Here is a 20,273-nt window from a genome sequence, read left to right on the forward strand (position 1 = left end):
GATGCCCCCGGACATTGCGCAGGTAAAGAAAACAAAGACCAAAGCCCCAGTTCTTCTTCGCCCTCGTTAGCCCGATCAGCAGATCGGCGATCTGCTCGTTCTCTTCGTTCAGCTTGGCGCTGTAACGGTAGCAGGTCTCGCTGACACCAAAGGTACGGCAGGCCAGTGCAATGCTGACCCCGCGTAGCGCCACGGCTTTCCTGGCCATCTCTCGGCGTTGAGATGACCGCGTCATTTTTTTCCTAGAGCCTCTTTTAAAAGCTCTGTCTGCATGCTCATCTCGGCATACATCTTCTTGAGCCGACGGTTCTCATCCTCAAGAGCCTTCATCTGGCTGATCATCGACGCATCCATGCCGCCATACTTGGCGCGCCACTTGTAGAATGAAGCGTTGCTCATTCCATGTTCGCGACATAGCTCCGGTACTGGAACACCACCTTCTGCCTGACGCAGGATCGCAAGAATCTGCGGTTCGCTAAATCTGCTTATCTTCATCAACAATCTCCTCGATAATAATGCCGAGAAAATTCTACTTTTAAAGCCTATTAATTGCCGGGGGGATTACCTGTGGACCTGGCTGCGACTGAGACCAAGCAGCGCCGCTGCATCCACCACGCGAAGGTGATTATCTCTGATTTGCTGAACAATCTTCAGCCGGTCGAGTTCTTTCTGCGACATCGAAATCAAACAAGACATGGCAACTCTCTAAAAACTGATACGTATGAAGAGCTGCCAGTCTTCCTTTCCTAGTGCGATTTGAAAAGGGCACGAGCTCCAAAAATGTCGCATCTCTAAATTGCCCATGTGTCGCATCTGTATATTGCCATTATACACGCCGGCGGCATAATTGTTATTATGGAACAGGACTTTGTGGCGACGTTGATGAAACAAATTTTTTCAGACTAATTCCTGCCATTAAAACATACGGCGGGATTCCCAGTGAATAGTGACCACAATTCAATCGTAAAACTTTCGGCTGTACGCCCGCGCTATTTAGTCGTTCCAACAGAGTAATGGATAGTTGCGGCAACACAACCTTATCTCTTTTTGCCAAAATAAACTGAAGGTTCAAATCAGGGCGGGCAAGACTGTATGCATAATTTCCCAGATCAAGCGGTGCCCAAGCCATCCTTAGATGAGTTAGGTCAATCGATGCCTCTAGGCTCTCGCGTATGGTTCGCGTTGCTCGGCCGGTCCACACCATATCGGCCAAACTCCCAGCTGTGAGAAACAGAGAGGCTTTCGATACGTTGATATCATGAGCCGCGACTAATCCTGCGACCCATGAACCTAGACTCATTCCGAGCACCGAGATTTCTTGATAACCTTCGCTTTTCAGCCATCGAATGAGTTTCTGTCCATCCCAAACGGCCTGTCGGATCGATTGGATTGTTCGTCCAAGATTTGCGCTTAGCATATGATCAGCATAGTCTGATCCCGGACGGCTTCTCTCAAAATGATAAGGCATAGCGATCTCGACAACCGTAATTCCTCTCTTCGAGAAATACTTTGCGATTTGTCGATTACGCGATGTTGCATTCCAATGGTGAAAGATCACCATGACTTTGTTGCGTGAGCCACTATCGGTTATCTTAGCCGTTACCAGATTATTTTGCTCAACGTCAGTTGATATGTCTGATGTAAATTTTAGGAAATCCCCTAGCCTGTCAAAATGATTATCGATGCTATTTGGTGCCCTATAGAATGATGGAGTGACAGCGGTCTGTTCAGCAAGCTTACAAAATTGATCGATGCTGTGAACGCTGGCAGCATTAGGAAATGCGCGTTCTGCATCAAGAATGACTGCAGTCGTCTTTTTCGCTTCTTCTCCGCGTCGTGCCCGCTGTTCATCCCACCGGTCGAGCCAATTATGAAACACTTTGATTTCTTCCCTCACTCATGCGACGCGGCCCAAAGGTTGGATCAAAAAGGCCATAAATAGCAATTAGCAGTCCTAAAAACATCAGAACCGAGAAGCCGGTGAAGGCGTCAACCGACAAATAGCTTACAAGTAAAAGCATTACTACCGCAGTCATCTTCAACAAAGGCACTTGGTACTGACTTCCCGCTCGCGCACGGATCAATCCATAAAAATAGACAAAGCAGGTTGATAATACGATAAGTAAGCTGCTGAAATGCGTAGGCATTCTATAGCTAATAAAGCTTCGCACATCGGCGCGCTCGGACAAAGCTGACATCAGATCGTTTATTACCCAAGCCACCACACTCGTGCCATTTGAGGCAAGATAGGAGCTCTGTAGTTTCATCACGGTCGCGATCGAAATTCCTAAAACTGAGCAGCGAAAAACCCAACGCATGACCCAGAAAGCGGCTTTGTTTAAGTCGCTATCATGTCCAGCATGTGTCTGTGTTTTTGAAGCTTCGCTCAGTTTCCCAAAATCATTTATGACGGAATAAAGCAAAATGAGACCGGCGAAAAAGAGATAAAACGAAAGACACATATAAAGATAAGCAAATAATGTAAAAGCGATCGCAACAGGTATCGTCAATACTTCAGGTCGTATTATGGCGATAGTGTCCCAATCAGTTGCGTAATTGGCGCCCCCATTCATTAGGGGTACCAAACAAACGCCGATCCACTGAAACACACCAGCAAATAGCAGACAAATTAGGAATACCGCCCAAAAAGAACCTGATGAGGCCTCTATAATTTGCCACCAAGCACACTTGCTGTCCTCGTGTGCGTCATCTAGAAACCGCCTGCGTTCTTCGTACTTCCACGTATTTACGAGCTCAAAGACGAAGGCCAGAAATAGCGGAAGGAACACCATTAACACAAGTGTCCAGTTCGCCGTCCAAAGAAAGCCGACCTGCTTGATGACGCCATCGGACCGGGTGAATTTAACGTTGTGAATGCCGATGATGTACGACAGGAACCCAAGAGCGGACATTCCAGCAAAAACCAAAGCAGGCAAATTAAGAGGAGACCCTTCGCTAAAAAGCTTCTCCGTTCGTCTGGCAAGTGTTGATCGCTGAATTTGGTTATCGCCCGTGATTGGCGTTTTTACTAGTGCGGGGGCGATATCGGTGACGTCCTGGGTAAACTCGGTCGCTGTAATGACTTCCGCTTTTTTCAGCTCGCGCCTTCTTGCAACTAACCGCGATTGTGCAGCGCTGAGCTCAATAACCCATGCGCTTGTTGCAGACTTATCACCGCAACTTAAAACCCTCGCCAGCAGTCCGATATTGGTAGTGCTAATTCCCTTTTCATTTTCCTGAAACCAGATCTGTACCGTTCGAAGATCAACGCCCATTCGCTTGGGATCGACAAGGGTAATTGCCTCGGCAAGAAGTTCGGGCGACCATGGACCTGCTGGAAAATCGTCCGCGCTCACCCGGCGACCAGCACCTGACGCGACGATACGTTTGAATAATTCCTTTAAATCACTCCCATCATTTGGGGGTGCGAGAAAAAACTTTCCGTTTTTTATCAATATCTTATCGACTCAAATTTCGTTTCTCTTCGTAGTGTTTCGTATCCTAACGCACGTTATCCGATAATCAATATCTTTATCGGTTAGATTTTGGGATGACAGTTTTGCAATGAAAGCGCTTTGAGGAGGCGAAAAACGGAACGATGGTCGGCTCATCATAAGGATCTAGTGAATATCCTCATTCGATCTACCATCATTCGCATCCGCTTAAATATTTGCATTTCAAAGCGTCCCTTATCTTCTGAAAATTATTTTTGGAGGTAAATATGGTTTTCATTGGTGATGAGGTGAACTGGCGGGATAGAGATGGCGCGGATGAGTCATGCGACGCTAGCCCGACCACACGGCTGCTTGAACTATCCACATTGACTGGAGACCCACGCAAGTTGGTCGATTATGAGCCGCGAGATGTTGATGACGCTATAGGAAAATTGGTCTACCTCGCGGCCTACATTATCTCCGGGCGGATAACGCTCACAGAATGCGAAGTGGCGGCTGTTCTGAAAAGCGTCGATAAGAAAATCTGATTGCAATAGAAGCCCGGGCTTCTGTTGTTTCCGGTGAGCCGCAATCCATTCGCTGGGTGATTGATCTTTGGCAAATTCAACCATCCTTTGCTTCAGCTTGGGTTGGAATATCGAGTTTGGCGCTCAGCGCCGGCTCTTCGGGGACAAGACAACCTGACGGGTTTTCTTTGATGACTGCAACGATATTGCCCTTTGCAACTGCTTTTACGTTGCTCGAAGCTTTGGAGACCGTGAACTAGGTACCGCCCACACGACTGCTATGGCGACACTAACTGCCAGTACGAGTAATGCGTTCTGATTCATTGGAGTTCCTTAAAGTTTCAAGTTGAACCAAAAACGCCCCTTAAAACCTTGATAATCGGGAATGTCAAAAAAGTAGGGGTCTTTTCGCATTGGACGAGCAATGGAGACAACCTTTCGACAACTATTTCCGCGATCCGAGTTGCCAATGTCTCGATATTGAATATCCTTGTACTGCTGAAGTTCTTTGTTCTGTTCCCTGATCTTGTTGGTGCAGGTGTTGATTGTCTTTTCGCAGCGGTTGGACAGCATTGCGCCGCGATCACTCATGTTGCTGGCTTCCTTGAAACCAGATGGGCAATCCTCGTGAGGCTGATATCCAGGTTTGCCAGACTTAGCTTCATGGCAAATGGGCCATGAGAAGCCCGGTTTTGCCATGGCCTTGATCAACTTGGTCATTGGCGGCACGCAATAAGGGACACCATGCCACGAAGGGTTTGATGATGCTGCGCACAAAAGGACTTGGCAGCCCCAAGATGGCGTCCCTCCCGTGTCCTGCGCAATTGCAGCGGATGGCATCACGGCGATAGTGCCAAGGCCAGCGAGTGCAAACAGAAACTGCTTCATTTCAGGTCATCCTCCTGTTGTAGGTGTTGAAACCAACCCGGTAGGCAACACGTCTCGCGCGTGTAAGGGGGACCGTATGACGAGATCTCCGGCCGCGTAGCTGCATAGGGCGATAAGTGTGAACGCAGAAAACCAGTAAATTCCAACGCGATAGACCAAGAGCTGATTTGGAATATCGTGGCATACCGCTGGACAGGCAGAGACGCCGATCAAGAACGCATCGAACGACATTTGCCGTTGTTCGTGGAAAAACAACGATACGGTGAGGAAAAGGGCCTCGATTGTGCCGTGGACCAACCAGATTTTCAACGACAGGATGATAAGCGAAAACAATAGCACGATGGCCAGCAACAAGCAGGCCATGGGATCGCGCGCAAAATTGAGCGCAATATGAGCGATCTCCGCCAACTATCGGTCTGTCCTTCTTGGTTTTCTGCGCGCGTCGGCAAACGGGGGAGAGATCTCGCTTTTGCGCTCTAAGAGCAGGTTGAAATCCGCGATTGGCTGACGATCGAGCGTTTTGTCGACGGCCTTGCGCCGCCACTCATTCATATCCAGAACGTAAGCTCCCCACATGCCATATCGCGCCGACATGGCGGCACGCTGATAGCCTAGATATTGAGGGTGGCTGAGGTAGGGTGAATCCACCCTCGCCCAACCCACGCGAAGCATTTCGAGAGCCAGGTCGCGTCCCCGTGATGTGCATCTCGCTCGTGCCATGCCCTCAGCATCATAGCCGACAACAGCGCAGGAGACGGCGGACGCTCCGATCGTTCTTTTGAGCCAAGCTTTTGCAATGGGGCCACAGGGTACAGGCGGCGGTGCTTTGGTGACGTCCCTGTTAGTCCATTTCGGATCAAGCGCCCATTGAGGCAACTCACACGCGTCAATATCCGCGAGCCGAACTCGTTGGGCATAAGTGGGAAACCAGAGGGTCCGACCATCAAATACTGCGACACGCCCCTTGAAAATTGGAAGCGGTGCCGGCTGGCCAGGTTGAACCGATACGCTGGCAGCTGGCGCGCTTTGAAGAGCATCAGCTGCGAATGCTGGTGTCGATGCGAGGGCAAATGACATTGCTACGATCAGATATTTCATTGTTGGGAATTCCTCGTCCGTTCGTTTGCCGATTTGCTCAACAGGATGGCAGGATGCTGAACGTCTTCGAATTGCCATAGGCCTGCCCGCTTCTCACGAGCTTCATGTTCCGCCACTGCGTATGCTGGATAGTAGGGAAGACCGTCAGCCTTCAGCGCGGCAAAGGCATAACCGCTCATTATAAACATCGTCGCCAGATCGAGGCGATTGCCGCCGATTGTGGCGTAGCAAATGACATAAGAAGTATCGGCAGTTTGCGCTACGGCAGCGCACACCGGTTTGGTGTCTTTGATATAAGCGGCGAATACGGCAAGCGACGCCTCACCGCAGTCCTTCTTTCTTCCGGTCGTATCAGTGAAAGCAGTTCCTCGAAGGCATGTTTGAACACCATAGAGACGATAGCGCTGACCTTCAAAGACCCACGTATCGCCAGATTCCAAAGTAACGCCCTGCTGGAGGTCAAAATATCCCTCTGGCGCAGCAATTGCCATTGGCGAGAATAGGGCCAGACCTAGCGTTATAAGCGCGTGCTTCATTGGCCTTTCACCCGCGGATCGGCCCACATTCCATAAGAGCCGTCTTCTCCGATCTTCTGCGCCTTCTCCAGATCCGGACGCTCCAGCTTCCCATCTTTCGTTTTTGCGATGCGGAGCGCGCCGAGAGATAGCATCTGCTCCTCAAGCATATCAACCGTGTCTAGGCTTCCGGGATAATTGTAATAGCCGTAGCACGTTACATTTTGTTTGGGTGCGCTCTCTTCACTTACAAATGCCCGACAAAAGAGAACCTTCGGCGACTGCAACATGATCTGCAGCTGCTGCTTGGCGTAGTCAGTGCAAGAACCAGCAAAATCATCCTTGCGATTGACCATTTCACCTTTGCAGGCTTCTAGCCCGTACAGATTCAGAAGGGTCTTATCATCAACCCTAAATTCGGTCGGTGAAGTTGCCTTATAGCCCGAGGCGGATGCAAACCCCTTCCGAGCCGTAACTTTTCCGTCTCCGTCATAATACTCAATGACAAGCACGGTCTTACCCGGCGATGCCAGCGACTTGATGTAATCCTTGTTGATTGCAGGCGCGGCGATTGCGGCTGTTGCCAACATACAACTGCTCATTGCGATTGCGATGGTTCTCTTCATTTTCTAGCCCTTACCGTATTGCTTATTCGTTTTCCCTGTTCATAGGGGGTTTATGATTTGCAAAAAAGCATGTATCACTTAGCCAAATCGGTATTATATTCTTGCGAACTTAATCTGTTTTCGTTGGAACCTCAACAGCGTTTTTGAGGCCTGCGACAGGCGCTAAAGGGCTAGAATGGAAAAGTTATCAATCAACGCGCTATTGCTAAGCACCACACTGTTCGCCCCGATTGGGATTACCGCCGCCTACGCAGATGAAACAGGCAAAATTGCGCCTTTTTCCCAAAATAGCGACAGCAATTCCACGACCCAGAACCCATCCGGTTCGCCTTCGGGTGTGACAGTATTCAACCGCCGCTGGGCAAGCGAGAGCAAAGGTTTTGTCGTGGGTACTGATGGCGTCGCTTCCGCTGAGGATAAAAGTGAAGGCGATACTAGAATGATTAACCATATTGGTAGTACGTTGAGCACCTTTATATCCACTGTCTCACCAGATGATATTACCAAATCGGACACATTATATCAGAGTAGAGATATCCTTTTTGGTCATTTACCTCTCAACAAAAAGGCCCCTGTGAATCCCGAATGCGGCCCCTCCCCGCTAACACCAAAGGAAATCAAAGCTCTGGTCGAACAGGCTGCTCGCCGACATCAAGTTGATGCTTTGTTTGCTACCGCCATTACTTGGGCAGAAAGCCAATTCGATCGTTCCCGCAACTCAGACAAAGGCGCACGCGGGCCTATGCAACTCATGCCGGGAACCGCTGAGCGCTTCGGCGTCCTCGACGTCTGTGATCCGGCGTCAAATATTGAAGGCGGCGTTAAGTATCTCCGGGTGCTTTTGGACGAGTTCCAAAACCCCCTGCTTGTTGCGGCTGCTTATAACGCAGGCGAAGGCCGCATCTATGAGTACGGCGGCGTTCCTCCGTTTAAGGAAACCGTCGGATACGTCGCAAAGGTCGTCAATTACCAGCTTGGCGTAACTATGCCAGCGCCGAAGAAGAAGCTTGGTGGCGGCGGTCAGAGATCCTCGCCGGTGGTAGCGAGTAAAACTCAATCCGGGGTCATTGAAGTCAAGAAATCCGGCACCTTCGTTGGTGGCGTGATGCATTTTTAAGGAGAGAAGGATGATCAACGCACAGAATAAGGTTTGGCATATCAGCGCTTCAAAGCTGGCAATTTTCCTTGGGTTGCTTGCTGCCGCGCAAATTGTCAGTGCGGATTTGGCATTAGCACAGTCAGGTGGCGTTAGTGGTGCCTTCGCGCCGGTTCAGACAGTATTTCAAGCTATCGTTGATTTCATTAGCGGCCCTATTGGTCGTCTGTTTGCAATCATCGCCGTGATGGCGCTTGGCTTCCTCGCATTTGCTGGCCGACTGTCCTGGTTTCTCGCTGGCGGTGTAATCCTCGGCATTGGGTTGGTCTTCGGCGCTCCTTCGATAGTCGACGAATTAATCAGCACGGTCGGAAACTAGCGATGGCTGAATATGAGGATGTAAAGCCGCAACTGACCCCGTTGGTAATCGGGCTGACCCGATCTCCAACTATGTGGGGCGTTCCGTATATGGCGGTCGTCGTTGTTATCGGCATTACAATCATAGCATGGCTGGTCAGCAAGTCGTTCTGGACGCTGCTTCTGGCTCCGATCAGCTATGTGGTTCTGTTCTCCCTTTGCGCCTGGGACAACAAAATTCTCGAAGTTCTCGACGTCACGGCGCGAAAAACGTCCCGCACACGCAACAAGTCCTTTTGGGGAACGAACTCGTACGGACCATAGCAAATGTTGAAAATCGTCAGAGAAGAACTTGGATTTGGCAAAGTCGCTCACAATGAGCGGCCTATGGCAACACATATCCCGTATCTACGCCACATGTCCGATACTGTGATTGGCTTGGAAAACGGCGCTCTCATGTCGGTTATAAAACTCGACGGCCTCTTTTTTCAAACCGAAGATCAGGCCGAACTTAATATGCGTTCTAATGTTCAGAATACGATCATTCGAGCGCTTGGATCGAGCCGCTTTTCTGTCTGGTCGACAGTAATTCGCAGACAGATTGAGTCTGAAATTGGTGGCGCTTTCGATGACCCGTTTTGCGATCAACTAAACAGCCGGTATATGAGCCAGTTGCGCCATAAACGCATGTTCGCCAACGAAATTTACCTCTCCATCGTGCGAACCAATATGCGCGGCGCCCTCGGCCTCAGCGACGTGGTAAGCCGTGCTTTCACGCGATCCGGCGGGGCTGAGGTTCGAGATCAGCAAACGCGGGAAATAGTGACCGAGCTCGAAGAGCTCGTCGCCAATATGACCCGTGAGCTGCAAAAGTATGGCGCACGTGAGCTTGGTATCACCTATCGCGATGGGGAGCCATATTCTGAACCGTGCGAATTCATCAACACAATCCTTACCTGCGGTGTACCGCGCAAAATGCGACTGCCGCGGATGGGGATTCGAAATTACGTCGGAACATCACGCCTGCATTTCGGCAAGCGAGCAATGCAAACACAAGCTGCTGTCGATGAAGACAATCGCTTTGGCGCAATGCTCTCCATAAAGGAATATCCGCCGTACACCGGTCCGGGAATGCTGGACGGTCTGCTACAGGTAAATCACGAGTTTATACTGACGCAAAGCTTCACAATCTCGGACAAGCCGATTGCGCAAGAGCGTATTACCCGGCTTCAGCGCCAGATTGCCGCGTCGGATGAATCCGGCAGCGCGGTCGAAAGCGATATCGACTTTGCTCTGAACAGTCTCATGAACCAGGAGGCTGTTTTTGGCATTCACCATTTCTCTTTGCTTTGCCTGTCACGCGACCTTGACGGTTTGAGCAAGGCAGTTTCCGAACTCGGTAGCTGCCTGACAGATATGAACATCAACTGGCTGCGGGAGGATATGAATCTTGAAGCGTCCTTCTGGGCGCAATTGCCAGGCAACCACAGCTATCGTGCGCGTAAGGCCATGCTGTCATCGGCTAATTTCTCCGGCCTGTCATCGATGCATAATTTCGCGACCGGGCAATCGAACAATCTTCATTGGGGCTTGCCGATCACGATACTCGAAACCACCTCGCAAACACCATACTGGTTCAATTTTCACCGTCGCGATATTGGCCATTTTTTGGTCACCGGGCCAACTGGCTCCGGCAAGACCGTCGGTCTGACATTCTTGCTGGCCCAGGCAATGCGTGTCAGTCCAACGCCGAAAGCTGTCTTTTTTGACAAAGATAGAGGTGCCGAGATCTTCGTGCGTGCAATGGGAGGAGCTTACGAAGTCCTCTCACCGGGAACACCCACTGGTTTCAACCCGCTTCAGCTGGAAAACTCCGGCCCTAATCGTGATTTTCTGCTCCGCCTTTTGAAATCGATGTTGCGGTCAAGCGATCACCGCGACTTCAGCCAGGAGGACGCAGATACGCTGGAACGGGCGATTGCCCGTATCATGGAAGAGCCTGCAGCACAGCGCAACTTGCCAAACCTGTCGGGCTTGCTGGTGGGACGTTCGCGTGCGGACGCGAACGACTTAGCGTCAAGGCTACGTCCTTGGATCGACGGCGAAAAAGCATGGCTCTTCAACGCTCAGCATGATGTGCTGTCGTTTTCGGGTCGCAGTGTTTTCGGCTTCGATATGACGAGCATCCTCGGCAACGAGGATATTCGGACGCCCGCGCTGATGTACCTCTATCACCGTCTCGATGAGCTCCTGAACGGCGATCCAGTCATGTTCTTCATGGATGAGGGCTGGCAGCTGCTTATGGACGAAACATTCAGTCATTTCATCATCGACAAGATGAAAACCATTCGTAAGCTCAACGGCATTGTCGGCTTCGGAACGCAGTCAGCCGCCGATATTGCCAAAGCCAAAGCGTCTCACACCCTCATCGAGCAGTCGGCCACGAATATTCATTTCCCGAACCCACGGGCGGATGAAGAGAGCTACATCAAGCGCTTTGGATTGAGCGTTAAAGAATTCAATTTCATCAAAAACACCCCGCCTGAAAAGCGCACCTTCCTCGTCAAACACGGGAATGACTCGGTCATTGCCCGTCTCGATCTCTCAAACATGCCAGATCTCGTCAAAGTGCTGTCTGGTCGAAAAGAGACCGTCGAGGAATGTGCAGCCCTGCGGGAACGATATGGCGATGAGCCTGAAAACTGGTTGGCTGAATTCTGCGGATGGGAGAGGAATGATGCATAAGAAGTCTGCATTATGCATATTTTTGGCGTCAGCAACCATGCCATTGTCGGCGTGGGCTGGTGGCGTTCCTGTCATTGACGGATCTAATTTGTCCGAACGAACGGTCCGGGATCAAAAAACATCGGAAATCGAAAAAACGACTAGAGACAGATTTTCACTCAACAAAAGTGTGACATGTGCCGTCTACCGACCGGGGCGCAAGGACGATCCCGTTGCTGCCGCCAAAGCCAATCCGGAAATCTCCGGATTGGTCAAACGGGTAGCACACGAGGAAGGCGTGGATGAGAACCTATTTCTGGGGCTCGTTTATCAGGAAAGCCGCTTTAATCCATGCGCAAAATCAGGCGTGGGCGCTATCGGTTTGGCACAGTTGATGCCGGATACTGCCAAAGAACTAGGCGTAAATCCGCATAATATTGAACAGAACCTACGCGGTGGCGCCCGGTATTTAAAACAGCAGCTCAAGCGATATAACGGCAACGCTAACCACGCTCTTGCCGCCTACAATGCTGGTGCGGGCAACGTGAATAAATACGGCGGCATTCCACCCTTCAAAGAAACGCAGGGGTACGTCCGAAATATCACGCAAAAATGGACACCGGCTTTCGGCGGTTCAAAAGACCTGCCCATGAACTACGGCGGCGGTGACACCGCATATTCCGGTATGCGGGATTCGACCATCATTTCGATGGCAACGATGCAAGCAACACAGGAAAGTTCCGCCAACGTCGCCTCATGGCTCTCGCAGCTCGGCGGTGTGCAGTCCGACACCATTCAAGACAGCTGGGATCACAACTCTGCCGCTCGAAACGCGAACCTCGAAATGGTCAATCAGGCGATTTTGCTGGGCAATTCGTTTGCCGACCTGCTCAACAGCCGCAATACAGTTTCAGCCAGTGGCATTTCGGGCGCATCTCAATCGGCTTCGTTCAAGAAGAAAGACGACAAGCCGCGAGAAACGACCGGCGTCTGCGATCCCCGTACCGGCCTCGAATGGAATGCTGAAGAAAAAGCCTGCGTTCAAAAGCGTGAACGCGAGGCGAACATCAAACTGAACCTTGATCCTCAATAAGGGAGATAAACATGAAACGACTGATCATTTCGGCGTCAGCGATTGCCGTGGCTCTAGCATCGTTCGCTCCCACTGTAGCTTATACTGCAGGTGGCGTGCCTGTAATCGATGAATCAAATTATAAAGTGGCCAAGCAAACATCCGAAACAACGGAAAAAATCCTTGGGACAAACAACGAAATTCTCACAACCGTTGAGGAGACATTGAAGGCCGTTACCGGTGATCGTGGCGGAGATGCGAACCAGATGCAAAACCTGGCCGTTGGTAATGGCTTTAGCGTATCGTCAATGCCCTCTTTCGACAGCCTTATGTCCGGCGGAGTGCCAAATTTTGGCAGTATGGGCGGTGACATCGCCAAGGTAGCGTCCACTTTCATCAAGGGGCTTCAGCTCGTTAAGAACTTGTCGGGGCAAGCAAATAGCAGCTTCAGCGGAGACAAGTCCTATGAACAGATGGTCAACACTGTGCTTGGTGTCGCCGCACTCGTAAATGGTTCGCAACAGGCAGTAACGACGCGCCGAAGCGCTTTTGAACAGGCCGGGCAGAGTATCGGTCAGGCAAAGGACATTAAAGGTTCCATCGACCAAAACACACAGCTGCAAGTCCAAGCAGGACTGACCATCAATGAACTGATCGGCGTGATGAACGGTGCCGTGTCGTCATTACAGGCCGATAATCAGCGCCGCCTCACTGACATTTCCAATTCCAAGAAGGTGTTGACGTACAGTGCAAACTAACATCGCTAACAACTTCCTGAAGTGTTTTATCTTTGCCGCCATTGCAGCCGGCGTTGCCGGCTGCGGAACGGTCAAGGAAAAGACTGCTCCTTGCAAACGTCCCGCAAATCTCACGTCATTTGCCGAAGACATTCGGCAAGACTGTGGACCTATGGCCTTTGTTAATGGCGATCCAGCGACCGCCATTACCGCGATTAATTCGATAGCGACGGAATAATCGGGGGCCGCTATGCATGATTTCTTGAGCGATCTTTTGGAGAGAATTGATAATTCCGGCGAGAATTTTTCATCGCAGGCTTACAATATTATTGGCTCTGAAATCACGCCGCTGCTCAAGGTGATGTTCATCGCCTATGTTGGATATTACGGTATCCAAGTAATAATGGGGACTTCGCGGATTAGTGTGGCTGAAATTGTTACACGCGTATTCCGCATGGTCTTCATTCTGGCATTGATCAGCAACTGGGGATATTTCAACGATTCTTTCTACAAGTGGCTGAACAATACTCCTGAAGATGTAGGTCGCGCCATCCTGACCGCCACCGGGACGGGAATTACCGAACCGACAAATGGACTTTCCATGATCTGGAAGACTGCAAACGAGGCGGCTTCCGCGTTTGCCGAGCAATCGGGCTATTTTTCCGTTTTGCCTTCTATGGTTGGCTTTCTCATCATGGCCTGCGTGGCAATCTTCATCGCAGTTGCCCTCGCAATTCTCGTATTAGCCAAGGTGATGTTATGGGTTCTGATCGGAACCGCACCGATTTTTATCGCCTGCATGTTGTTTGAACAATCGCGCAGCCTTGGGCAGGCGTGGTTCCAACAAGTTCTTCTATACGCACTGATCCCGTTATTCGTGTTTGTCGTCGCCGCTTTCCTTATCGCTGCAATGGACCCTGAACTGACGAAGGTATCCGCTGCTGCCACGGAGCGACGCCTTACGCTGAGTGATATTTCAGCCTTCCTTCTTCTTTGTTTCGCAGGCGCTTTCGTCCTGTTGAACATCCAGGTCCTTGCTCAAGGCATTGCAGGAGGGTTGGCCGTTGGTATTGGCGCTGCCGCAACACGGATTGCTCGCATGACCGGTGTCACCGCTCCAATGCAGATTGCGCGAGCTGGCTTCAAGGGGATCGGTGCGAGCTATCGCGGCGGACGGTCGCTTTACAATCGTTTTGGAGGCGGCGGCGATGGGGGGTCGATTTCCCCGACAAGCCAGGGCGCAAAAGAAGCAATACAAAACCGAATAAGCAGCAACAGCCTGCCTCGCTGATGCTGCAGGTTCATAAGATGTCAAAGGCCAGATCATGACTAATTCCAAAGAAGCTGCATTGAGAAGTTATTTTCAGGACGGTGATCGTTGGGAGAACGAAATCGTCCGGAAAGCAAAACGTTCAAAAGCCGTGGCATGGTTCGTAACCATCATATTCGGGCTGGTCGCGCTTTTCGCATTGCTCGCACTCGTTATGCTGGTTCCGCTAAAATCTTTCGAGCCTGTGATTGTCGTCGTAGACAAGGCTACCGGCTACATCGAAACCAAAAGCGGACTGACAAAAGCGCAAAATCTGACGGATTCACGCGCAATTACACAAGCCAACGTCGTTCGGTATATCAGGACACGCGAAGGCTATGATCCTTACGCGATAGACACAAACTTTGGCACGGCGGCACTATTGTCGACAGGTGATGCCGCTCGCGAATTGCAAGAGCAATACAGCACTGCCAATCCGAACAATCCGGCCAAGGTCTATGGGAAAAACAAGCGTGTGCTTGTCGATGTGAAGTCTGTCACCTTCCCCAACGATTCAACCGCTCTTGTTCGTTTCTCAACCACTGAGAAGTCCGATACCGATGTCATCACCAAACACTACATAGCTGTCGTGCGCTATCGCTACACGGACGAACCCACCACCAATGAATGGCGGTTTGAAAATCCCCTCGGCTTCCAGGTTTACAATTACCGGCGTGATCAGGAAACCGTCACGGAAGGGAGCAAGGGATGAAAAACCGCTTGCTTCTTGCGGCGACATTGTCCGCCGCCATCCTTTCGCACGCCCACGCAGCACAGACGCCAAGGGCTGGATCGCTCGATTCACGTGTGACCAGTGTCGTCTACCAGCCTAATAATGTCGTCAAAATCTCCGCGACGTATGGCATATCGACAATGATCATCTTCGATGAGGATGAAAAGTTTGAGACGATTTCTCTCGGCGATACAGAGAGCTGGCAGGTTGCTCCAACCGAAAAAGGCAACATTTTGTTTGTGAAGCCAACGGCTAAAAACGTCGTTACAAACATGAACGTTGTCACGACCAAGCGTATCTATTTTTTGGAACTGCACGATTATGCGCCCGATGCGGGCAGACAAGTCTTTGGCGTCCAATTCACCTATCCTGAAAAGGATCTAAATTCCGCGATGCGCAAAGAGGCTGAATATCGCGCTGCCAACCCGAATATCTCTAAAATCGACAAGGCTAACGTCAATATCGACTATTCCTTTACGGGAGATACGAAACTCAAACCCTCAATGGTTTTCGATGACGGCAAGAAAACCTTCTTCAAATTCACTGGTCGGACGCCAGCAATCTTTGCAGTAAACAGCGATTTTTCAGAAACACTGCGTAACTTCCGCAAGGAAGGCGAATATCTGGTCGTGGATGGAACGGCAACTCAATACACGCTGCGCGACGGTGATCAGTGGATCTGCATCTTCAACCTTAGAAAGCCAGATTTTGGCGCATCCGATCCCGACATCATGGGTCCTGCGCCTGATCAAGTGGCAACCAAGCGGAGAAGGAGCGGCAACTGATGAAACAGTCTCCCGAACTGGAAGCACTGGCGTCTGCCGATGACGCCGGAGTCAGCAACAAGAATGCAAAGCGGAATCAGACGGCCGCTATGGGGGTATTTCTGCTTGCAGGTGTAGCTATGGCTTATTTTGTTCTCAAACAACCTTCGGAGAAACCGCGCGATCTCGTGCGCGGTGACGAGGAGTTCAGCACCACATCGTTCAGACCGCCGTCTTTCGTGCGCGACCAGGGTCAGCCTCCTACAGCAATCGAGCCCAACATCATCAATATCCCGCCACCGCCACCGGAGCCGGAGAAAGTCGACACCACGACATTTAATGTCCCTCCCCCGCCTCCGCCGACAGTCGCGGTGAAGGAACCCGATCAGGCACCCACGCCGGAGATCGTTGAAGAATTTCCAGACCGGTTCAAATCAAAACTGATTGAGATGGATCAAGCGCGATCAGGCGGAGCAAATGGGGGACTTGGTGGCGATAGTGGCGAAGGAACACCGACTGTTGCTGGCGAAGACAGAAACAGCAAGTTTCTGGCGACGGCCTCGGCAATGGCCGACCGTAATGCCAAGGCTACGAAAATCAAGCGCATCGACGCGGTTGTGCCGGAAGGAACGATGATACCCGGTATTCTCGAAACCTCGATTGTAAGCGATCTGCCAGGCCAGGTTCGCGCCATCACGTCAGAAGACGTCTACAGTTTTGATGGTCGTCGCATTCTGATTCCGACCGGCACCCGCCTCATTGGTGAATATCAAAGCGACGTCATGACGGGCCAGACCCGCGTTTTCGTAGTCTGGACCCGCTTGCTTAGGGATGATGGTGTAAGCGTGCGCCTGAACTCCGTGGGAACTGACAGCCTTGGCCGTTCCGGCCTGACCGGCATCGTCGACAAAAAATGGCGTGAACGGTTCGGCGCGTCCATCATGTTATCTGTGGTGGGCGCCGGCGCTAGCTATCTGACTGGTTTCGGCAGCGGGGAAGCCTTCGGTCGTAACAACGATGATGCGAAACGGGGTGAAGAACTAGCCCGCGAAACCATCGCCGAAACATTCTCTCAAATGGCAAATACCGCTCTGAGCGAGAACTTGCGTATCAAACCAACAATCAGCGTCCATCAAGGCGAACGTATCTTCATATTCGTGCGTCAGGACCTCGATTTTTCGGCCATGTACGACGATCCCGTAACAGAAGCGATGAAGGAAATTCAACGTGAACGCAGGGGCAAATAGTGCGGCAGCAGCCACACAAAGCAGATATTACTTTTTAGATCGAGCACTTGAGCCACTGCGGCCATTTCTCAACGATCCAAAGGTCGTGGAAATAGCCGTCAACAAACCAGGTCACGTCTATATCGAGCGACTTGGTGCCGATCACATGGAGTTCCACGAGGTTCATGCGCTTTCATCGGCGGAAATTCAGAATATCGGTGAGCGCGTTGCGGGTGCGACTGATCAGTTCATCAGTAAATCCGCGCCAATCCTGAGCGCAGCGCTTCCGACTGGCGAGCGCATTCAGGTGGTTCTTCCACCTGCTGCACCGGATGGCGGCTCGATATCGATCCGCAGGCAGGTCGTTAGCAATTTCAGCTTGGAAGAATACAGGGATAGCGGTTCGCTGGACAAGGTTTCCGTGGCTGTTGGTGGGCTTAGTGATATTGACCGACTGCTGATCGAGCATCTGAAGCAAAACAGAATTTTCGATTTTCTCAACACGGCCATTACGCAACGGGTTTCGATCCTGATTAGCGGCGGCACATCATCGGGAAAGACAACCTTTCTGAATGCCTGCCTGAAATCTATCCATCCAAGGGAACGGATAGTCACGCTGGAAGACACCCGCGAGCTGTTACCGCCCCAGGAGAACCGCGTTCATCTGGTAGCCTCGAAAGGCGGACAGGGCACGGCTGACGTTACAATTCAGCACTTGCTTGAATCGTCCCTTCGTATGCGTCCTGACCGGTTATTCGTTGGCGAGATCCGTGGTGCTGAAGCGTTTTCATTTCTTCGCGCCATCAACACCGGTCATCCAGGTTCTATGTCGACCGTTCATGCCGATACTCCGCAAGGAGCATACGAACAGCTCGCCATGATGATGCAACAAGCCGGGCTATCGGGCGGCTACTCGAAGCATGACCTCATGTCGTACATTCGAATGGTCATCCCCATTGTCATCCAGTTGCGCCGAGACGGCGGAAAACGAGGCGTATCGGAGATATTTTTTGCGCGAAACGAGGAGCCATGAGCAAGGGATACAAAGCGGTTTATCTAATATTCTGTGCTGGCATCGCATTCTTGGACTGGACCTTGGCTTACGGAGTCGTACTCGGAGTCATTTATAAAGACAGCCGAATTTTGAATATTACCATCACCGAGAATCCTTTTGCTCCGCTTCAGCAAGTCTGGGCCTATGCGTCCAACTCAACTTTGCAGCGCGTTGCCATCGGGGCCCTATTGCCTGCCATCGCAGCCGCGGTCTTTGCGGGCTATCTTGGTCTCAGGGCTCACGAAAACCCCTTGGGCGATGCAGCTTTTCAGGACGTCATGGGTCTTCGTCGCGGCAAATGGTTCCGCAAGAAAGGGCACATATTCGGTCGTTTCGGCCGAAATGTGCTGCGAGCGGCCGACAGTCGCCATCATCTGATAATCGGCCCAACACGATCAGGAAAGGGAGCGGGTTATGTCATTCCAAACGCTCTCATGCATGAAGGGTCAATGATCGTATCCGACTTGAAGGGCGAAATTTTCAAAGCGACAGCAGGGTATCGCAAGAAGAACGGTAGCCAGGTCTTCCTCTTCGCCCCCGGCTCCGAAACGACAAATCGTTATAATCCACTCGATTTTGTGCGCCCCGAGCGCGGTAATCGCACCACGGATATACAAAATATCGCCAGCATTCTCGTCCCTGAGAATCTAGGCTCTGAAAATTCAGTTTGGCAGGGCTTGGCACAACAAGTCGTAGCCGGGATTATCAGCTATGTTCTGGAGAGCCCCTATTATCACGGACGGCGCAACCTCAGCGAAGTCGTTTCCTTCGTGAACAGTGGTGTTGATCTTCAGGCGCAGATCAAGTTCATCAAGGAAAAAGAGCCTAACCTTTCAAAATATACGGTCGAAAGCTTTAACGCATTTCTTGCTTTGTCAGAGCGGGCGGCAGCATCTGCGCTACTGGATATCCAGAACGCGTTTAGACCCTTCCGAAATGAACGTATTGTAGCCGCGACAGAAATAACCGACATGGATATTAGCGCCATGAAACGGCGGTCTATCTCGATTTATCTCGCACCAAATATTACCGATATAACGATCCTGCGCCCACTTCTCACTTTGTTCGTGCAGCAGGTCATGAACATTCTGACTCTGGAACACGATCCCAATTCCCTTCCCGTTTATTTTTTGCTGGATGAATTTCGACAGCTTAAAAAGATGGATGAGATTATGACGAAGCTTCCCTATGTGGCGGGTTATAATATCAAGCTTGCAATCATCATTCAGGATCTCAAAAACCTTGATGAGATTTATGGCGAGACTTCGCGTCATTCCCTGCTTGGCAATTGTGGTTATCAGCTGGTGCTCGGTGCCAACGACCAAGCCACCGCAGAATATGCATCCCGTGCACTTGGTAAAAAAACAATCCGCTACAAATCGGAATCCCGCACCATCGAGATCCTCGGTTTACCCCGCCGTACAAAAGTAGAGCAAATCCGCGAGCGCGATTTGATGATGCCGCAAGAAGTACGACAAATGCCAGAAAACAAGATGATCTTACTCGTCGAAGGACAACGACCGATCTATGGCGACAAGCTGAGATTTTTCAATACCCAACCCTTCAAAGCCGCTGAAGCTTATTCGCAATCGCACGTCCCTGATGTGCCGATGATCGAGTATCTGCCCAATCAGCCGGTTCCGGCTCTGACAGACGAATATGCGAATGGCGGGCAACAGCCCGTTGAGCAGACCATACTCCCTCTACCCTCCCGATCTCAAAAGCATGAGGAAACTCCGCATCAAGCGGGTGCAAACAATGCTCCGTCAATTCCTAACGCTGATGACAGGAAAAAAACAAATAGCAGGACGGTTGATCTGAGCGTCAAATTACCTTCACCAGGCAGTGACACGAAGTCGGCAACTCCTCCCGCTGATATCCATGATCGGATTGAAGTAGTCGAAGCGCAGCTTAAACCGAGCGCAGAACGATTATTGAAGGCTGTGAACGAAAAAGTCGAAGCCTCGGGCGCATCGCCTCGAAAGCGGAAAAGTTATCTAGACATATTCAATGCTACTGTGCCAGACCCGGAAGATATTGGGCTGATGACCAATGTCACATTGTGAAAATAACTGCAGCACTCGAAAGAGGTGTTGAGTGAGACTCAGCAATC

The 20,273-nt window shown here is 51.0% G+C and carries 21 protein-coding genes and 2 pseudogenes; 14 read left to right on the forward strand and 9 right to left on the reverse strand.

Translation table 11 applies throughout. From position 1 onward, the window contains the following. The 4 genes and pseudogenes from OPR82_RS19415 to OPR82_RS19430 form a co-directional block, all read right to left on the reverse strand. Nucleotides 1-495, reverse strand: a pseudogene (locus OPR82_RS19415) (transposase); the annotation flags it as partial. 69 nt (nt 496-564) lie between these two features. After that, nucleotides 565-696 (reverse strand): annotated as a pseudogene (locus OPR82_RS19420) (helix-turn-helix domain-containing protein); the annotation flags it as partial. A gap of 157 nt (nt 697-853) precedes the next feature. Further along, the gene (locus OPR82_RS19425; protein ID WP_265986544.1) at nt 854-1,879 is read right to left on the reverse strand and encodes an RcgR family putative quorum lactone hydrolase; all 1,026 of its coding nucleotides are present in this window, start codon (nt 1,877-1,879) and stop codon (nt 854-856) included. Next, nucleotides 1,869-3,455, reverse strand: a complete 1,587-nt coding sequence (locus OPR82_RS19430; protein WP_265986545.1) for an RcgA family putative transporter — start codon at nt 3,453-3,455, stop codon at nt 1,869-1,871. The genes OPR82_RS19425 and OPR82_RS19430 overlap by 11 nt, the downstream gene beginning before the upstream one ends. Before the next feature lie 266 nt (nt 3,456-3,721). Between OPR82_RS19430 and OPR82_RS19435 the strand changes: the two genes are divergently transcribed. Continuing rightward, a complete protein-coding gene (locus tag OPR82_RS19435; RefSeq protein WP_265986546.1) occupies nt 3,722-3,982 on the forward strand; it encodes a hypothetical protein in 261 nt (86 codons plus the stop codon). Nucleotides 3,983-4,294: 312 nt separating this feature from the next. Here the strand turns inward: OPR82_RS19435 and OPR82_RS19440 are convergent, their stop codons facing one another. The 5 genes from OPR82_RS19440 to OPR82_RS19460 all read right to left on the reverse strand — a co-directional run bounded on the left by OPR82_RS19440 (nt 4,295) and on the right by OPR82_RS19460 (nt 7,088). Further along, complete coding sequence (locus OPR82_RS19440) at nt 4,295-4,681, reverse strand: hypothetical protein (protein ID WP_323054573.1); 387 nt, start codon at nt 4,679-4,681, stop codon at nt 4,295-4,297. Between the two features lie 174 nt (nt 4,682-4,855). Then, entirely contained in the window at nt 4,856-5,257 is a 402-nt protein-coding gene (locus OPR82_RS19445) for a hypothetical protein (protein WP_265986549.1), read from the reverse strand. Continuing rightward, the gene (locus OPR82_RS19450; protein WP_265986551.1) at nt 5,258-5,947 is read right to left on the reverse strand and encodes a thermonuclease family protein; all 690 of its coding nucleotides are present in this window, start codon (nt 5,945-5,947) and stop codon (nt 5,258-5,260) included. Further along, entirely contained in the window at nt 5,944-6,483 is a 540-nt protein-coding gene (locus tag OPR82_RS19455) for a thermonuclease family protein (protein WP_265986552.1), read from the reverse strand. The genes OPR82_RS19450 and OPR82_RS19455 overlap by 4 nt, the downstream gene beginning before the upstream one ends. After that, complete coding sequence (locus OPR82_RS19460; RefSeq protein ID WP_265986553.1) at nt 6,480-7,088, reverse strand: hypothetical protein; 609 nt, start codon at nt 7,086-7,088, stop codon at nt 6,480-6,482. The genes OPR82_RS19455 and OPR82_RS19460 overlap by 4 nt, the downstream gene beginning before the upstream one ends. A gap of 175 nt (nt 7,089-7,263) precedes the next feature. Here OPR82_RS19460 and OPR82_RS19465 point away from each other — a divergent pair, with 175 nt between their 5' ends. The 13 genes from OPR82_RS19465 to OPR82_RS19525 are packed head-to-tail and all read left to right on the forward strand — an operon-like array spanning nt 7,264 to nt 20,226. Beyond that, entirely contained in the window at nt 7,264-8,205 is a 942-nt protein-coding gene (locus tag OPR82_RS19465; RefSeq protein ID WP_265986554.1) for a lytic transglycosylase domain-containing protein, read from the forward strand. Nucleotides 8,206-8,215: 10 nt separating this feature from the next. Next, nucleotides 8,216-8,563 (forward strand): TrbC/VirB2 family protein, encoded by a 348-nt coding sequence (locus tag OPR82_RS19470; RefSeq protein WP_265986556.1) that lies wholly within the window; start codon nt 8,216-8,218, stop codon nt 8,561-8,563. 2 nt (nt 8,564-8,565) lie between these two features. Next, on the forward strand, nt 8,566-8,865 hold the full coding sequence (locus OPR82_RS19475; RefSeq protein WP_265986557.1) for a type IV secretion system protein VirB3: 300 nt from the start codon (nt 8,566-8,568) through the stop codon (nt 8,863-8,865). 3 nt (nt 8,866-8,868) lie between these two features. Then, nucleotides 8,869-11,286, forward strand: coding sequence for a VirB4 family type IV secretion/conjugal transfer ATPase (locus tag OPR82_RS19480; protein WP_265986558.1), 2,418 nt, complete (start codon nt 8,869-8,871; stop codon nt 11,284-11,286). A gap of 37 nt (nt 11,287-11,323) precedes the next feature. Continuing rightward, nucleotides 11,324-12,358, forward strand: a complete 1,035-nt coding sequence (locus OPR82_RS19485) for a lytic transglycosylase domain-containing protein (protein WP_265986606.1) — start codon at nt 11,324-11,326, stop codon at nt 12,356-12,358. Nucleotides 12,359-12,369: 11 nt separating this feature from the next. Beyond that, nucleotides 12,370-13,095, forward strand: coding sequence for a type IV secretion system protein (locus OPR82_RS19490; protein ID WP_265986559.1), 726 nt, complete (start codon nt 12,370-12,372; stop codon nt 13,093-13,095). Next, entirely contained in the window at nt 13,085-13,312 is a 228-nt protein-coding gene (locus OPR82_RS19495) for a hypothetical protein (RefSeq protein WP_265986560.1), read from the forward strand. Before OPR82_RS19490 ends, OPR82_RS19495 begins: the two co-directional genes overlap by 11 nt. Before the next feature lie 12 nt (nt 13,313-13,324). Continuing rightward, on the forward strand, nt 13,325-14,365 hold the full coding sequence (locus OPR82_RS19500; RefSeq protein ID WP_265986561.1) for a type IV secretion system protein: 1,041 nt from the start codon (nt 13,325-13,327) through the stop codon (nt 14,363-14,365). A 34-nt stretch (nt 14,366-14,399) separates the two neighbouring features. After that, a complete protein-coding gene (locus tag OPR82_RS19505) occupies nt 14,400-15,095 on the forward strand; it encodes a virB8 family protein (protein ID WP_265986562.1) in 696 nt (231 codons plus the stop codon). Continuing rightward, entirely contained in the window at nt 15,092-15,901 is an 810-nt protein-coding gene (locus OPR82_RS19510; RefSeq protein ID WP_265986563.1) for a TrbG/VirB9 family P-type conjugative transfer protein, read from the forward strand. The genes OPR82_RS19505 and OPR82_RS19510 overlap by 4 nt, the downstream gene beginning before the upstream one ends. Beyond that, nucleotides 15,901-17,127: a type IV secretion system protein VirB10 gene (gene virB10 / locus OPR82_RS19515; RefSeq protein WP_265986564.1), complete on the forward strand. Its 1,227-nt coding sequence runs from the start codon at nt 15,901-15,903 to the stop codon at nt 17,125-17,127. Before OPR82_RS19510 ends, virB10 begins: the two co-directional genes overlap by 1 nt. Beyond that, nucleotides 17,108-18,139: a P-type DNA transfer ATPase VirB11 gene (virB11, locus tag OPR82_RS19520; protein WP_265986566.1), complete on the forward strand. Its 1,032-nt coding sequence runs from the start codon at nt 17,108-17,110 to the stop codon at nt 18,137-18,139. Before virB10 ends, virB11 begins: the two co-directional genes overlap by 20 nt. Beyond that, nucleotides 18,136-20,226 (forward strand): type IV secretory system conjugative DNA transfer family protein, encoded by a 2,091-nt coding sequence (locus OPR82_RS19525; protein WP_265986568.1) that lies wholly within the window; start codon nt 18,136-18,138, stop codon nt 20,224-20,226. The genes virB11 and OPR82_RS19525 overlap by 4 nt, the downstream gene beginning before the upstream one ends. Nucleotides 20,227-20,273 lie beyond the last annotated feature (47 nt).

The sequence above is a fragment of the Ochrobactrum chromiisoli genome (assembly GCF_026241335.1).
Classification (GTDB): Bacteria; Pseudomonadota; Alphaproteobacteria; order Rhizobiales; family Rhizobiaceae; genus Brucella; species Brucella chromiisoli.

Coding starts and splice junctions, on each gene's coding strand:
- OPR82_RS19435 (WP_265986546.1), top strand. CDS start 3,722: ATGGTTTTCATTGGTGATGAGGTGAACTGGCGGGATAGAGATGGCGCG.
- OPR82_RS19440 (WP_323054573.1), bottom strand. CDS start 4,681: ATGACCAAGTTGATCAAGGCCATGGCAAAACCGGGCTTCTCATGGCCC.
- OPR82_RS19450 (WP_265986551.1), bottom strand. CDS start 5,947: ATGAAATATCTGATCGTAGCAATGTCATTTGCCCTCGCATCGACACCA.
- OPR82_RS19455 (WP_265986552.1), bottom strand. CDS start 6,483: ATGAAGCACGCGCTTATAACGCTAGGTCTGGCCCTATTCTCGCCAATG.
- OPR82_RS19460 (WP_265986553.1), bottom strand. CDS start 7,088: ATGAAGAGAACCATCGCAATCGCAATGAGCAGTTGTATGTTGGCAACA.
- OPR82_RS19465 (WP_265986554.1), top strand. CDS start 7,264: ATGGAAAAGTTATCAATCAACGCGCTATTGCTAAGCACCACACTGTTC.
- OPR82_RS19470 (WP_265986556.1), top strand. CDS start 8,216: ATGATCAACGCACAGAATAAGGTTTGGCATATCAGCGCTTCAAAGCTG.
- OPR82_RS19475 (WP_265986557.1), top strand. CDS start 8,566: ATGGCTGAATATGAGGATGTAAAGCCGCAACTGACCCCGTTGGTAATC.
- OPR82_RS19480 (WP_265986558.1), top strand. CDS start 8,869: ATGTTGAAAATCGTCAGAGAAGAACTTGGATTTGGCAAAGTCGCTCAC.
- OPR82_RS19485 (WP_265986606.1), top strand. CDS start 11,324: ATGCCATTGTCGGCGTGGGCTGGTGGCGTTCCTGTCATTGACGGATCT.
- OPR82_RS19490 (WP_265986559.1), top strand. CDS start 12,370: ATGAAACGACTGATCATTTCGGCGTCAGCGATTGCCGTGGCTCTAGCA.
- OPR82_RS19500 (WP_265986561.1), top strand. CDS start 13,325: ATGCATGATTTCTTGAGCGATCTTTTGGAGAGAATTGATAATTCCGGC.
- OPR82_RS19505 (WP_265986562.1), top strand. CDS start 14,400: ATGACTAATTCCAAAGAAGCTGCATTGAGAAGTTATTTTCAGGACGGT.
- OPR82_RS19510 (WP_265986563.1), top strand. CDS start 15,092: ATGAAAAACCGCTTGCTTCTTGCGGCGACATTGTCCGCCGCCATCCTT.
- virB10 (WP_265986564.1), top strand. CDS start 15,901: ATGAAACAGTCTCCCGAACTGGAAGCACTGGCGTCTGCCGATGACGCC.
- OPR82_RS19525 (WP_265986568.1), top strand. CDS start 18,136: ATGAGCAAGGGATACAAAGCGGTTTATCTAATATTCTGTGCTGGCATC.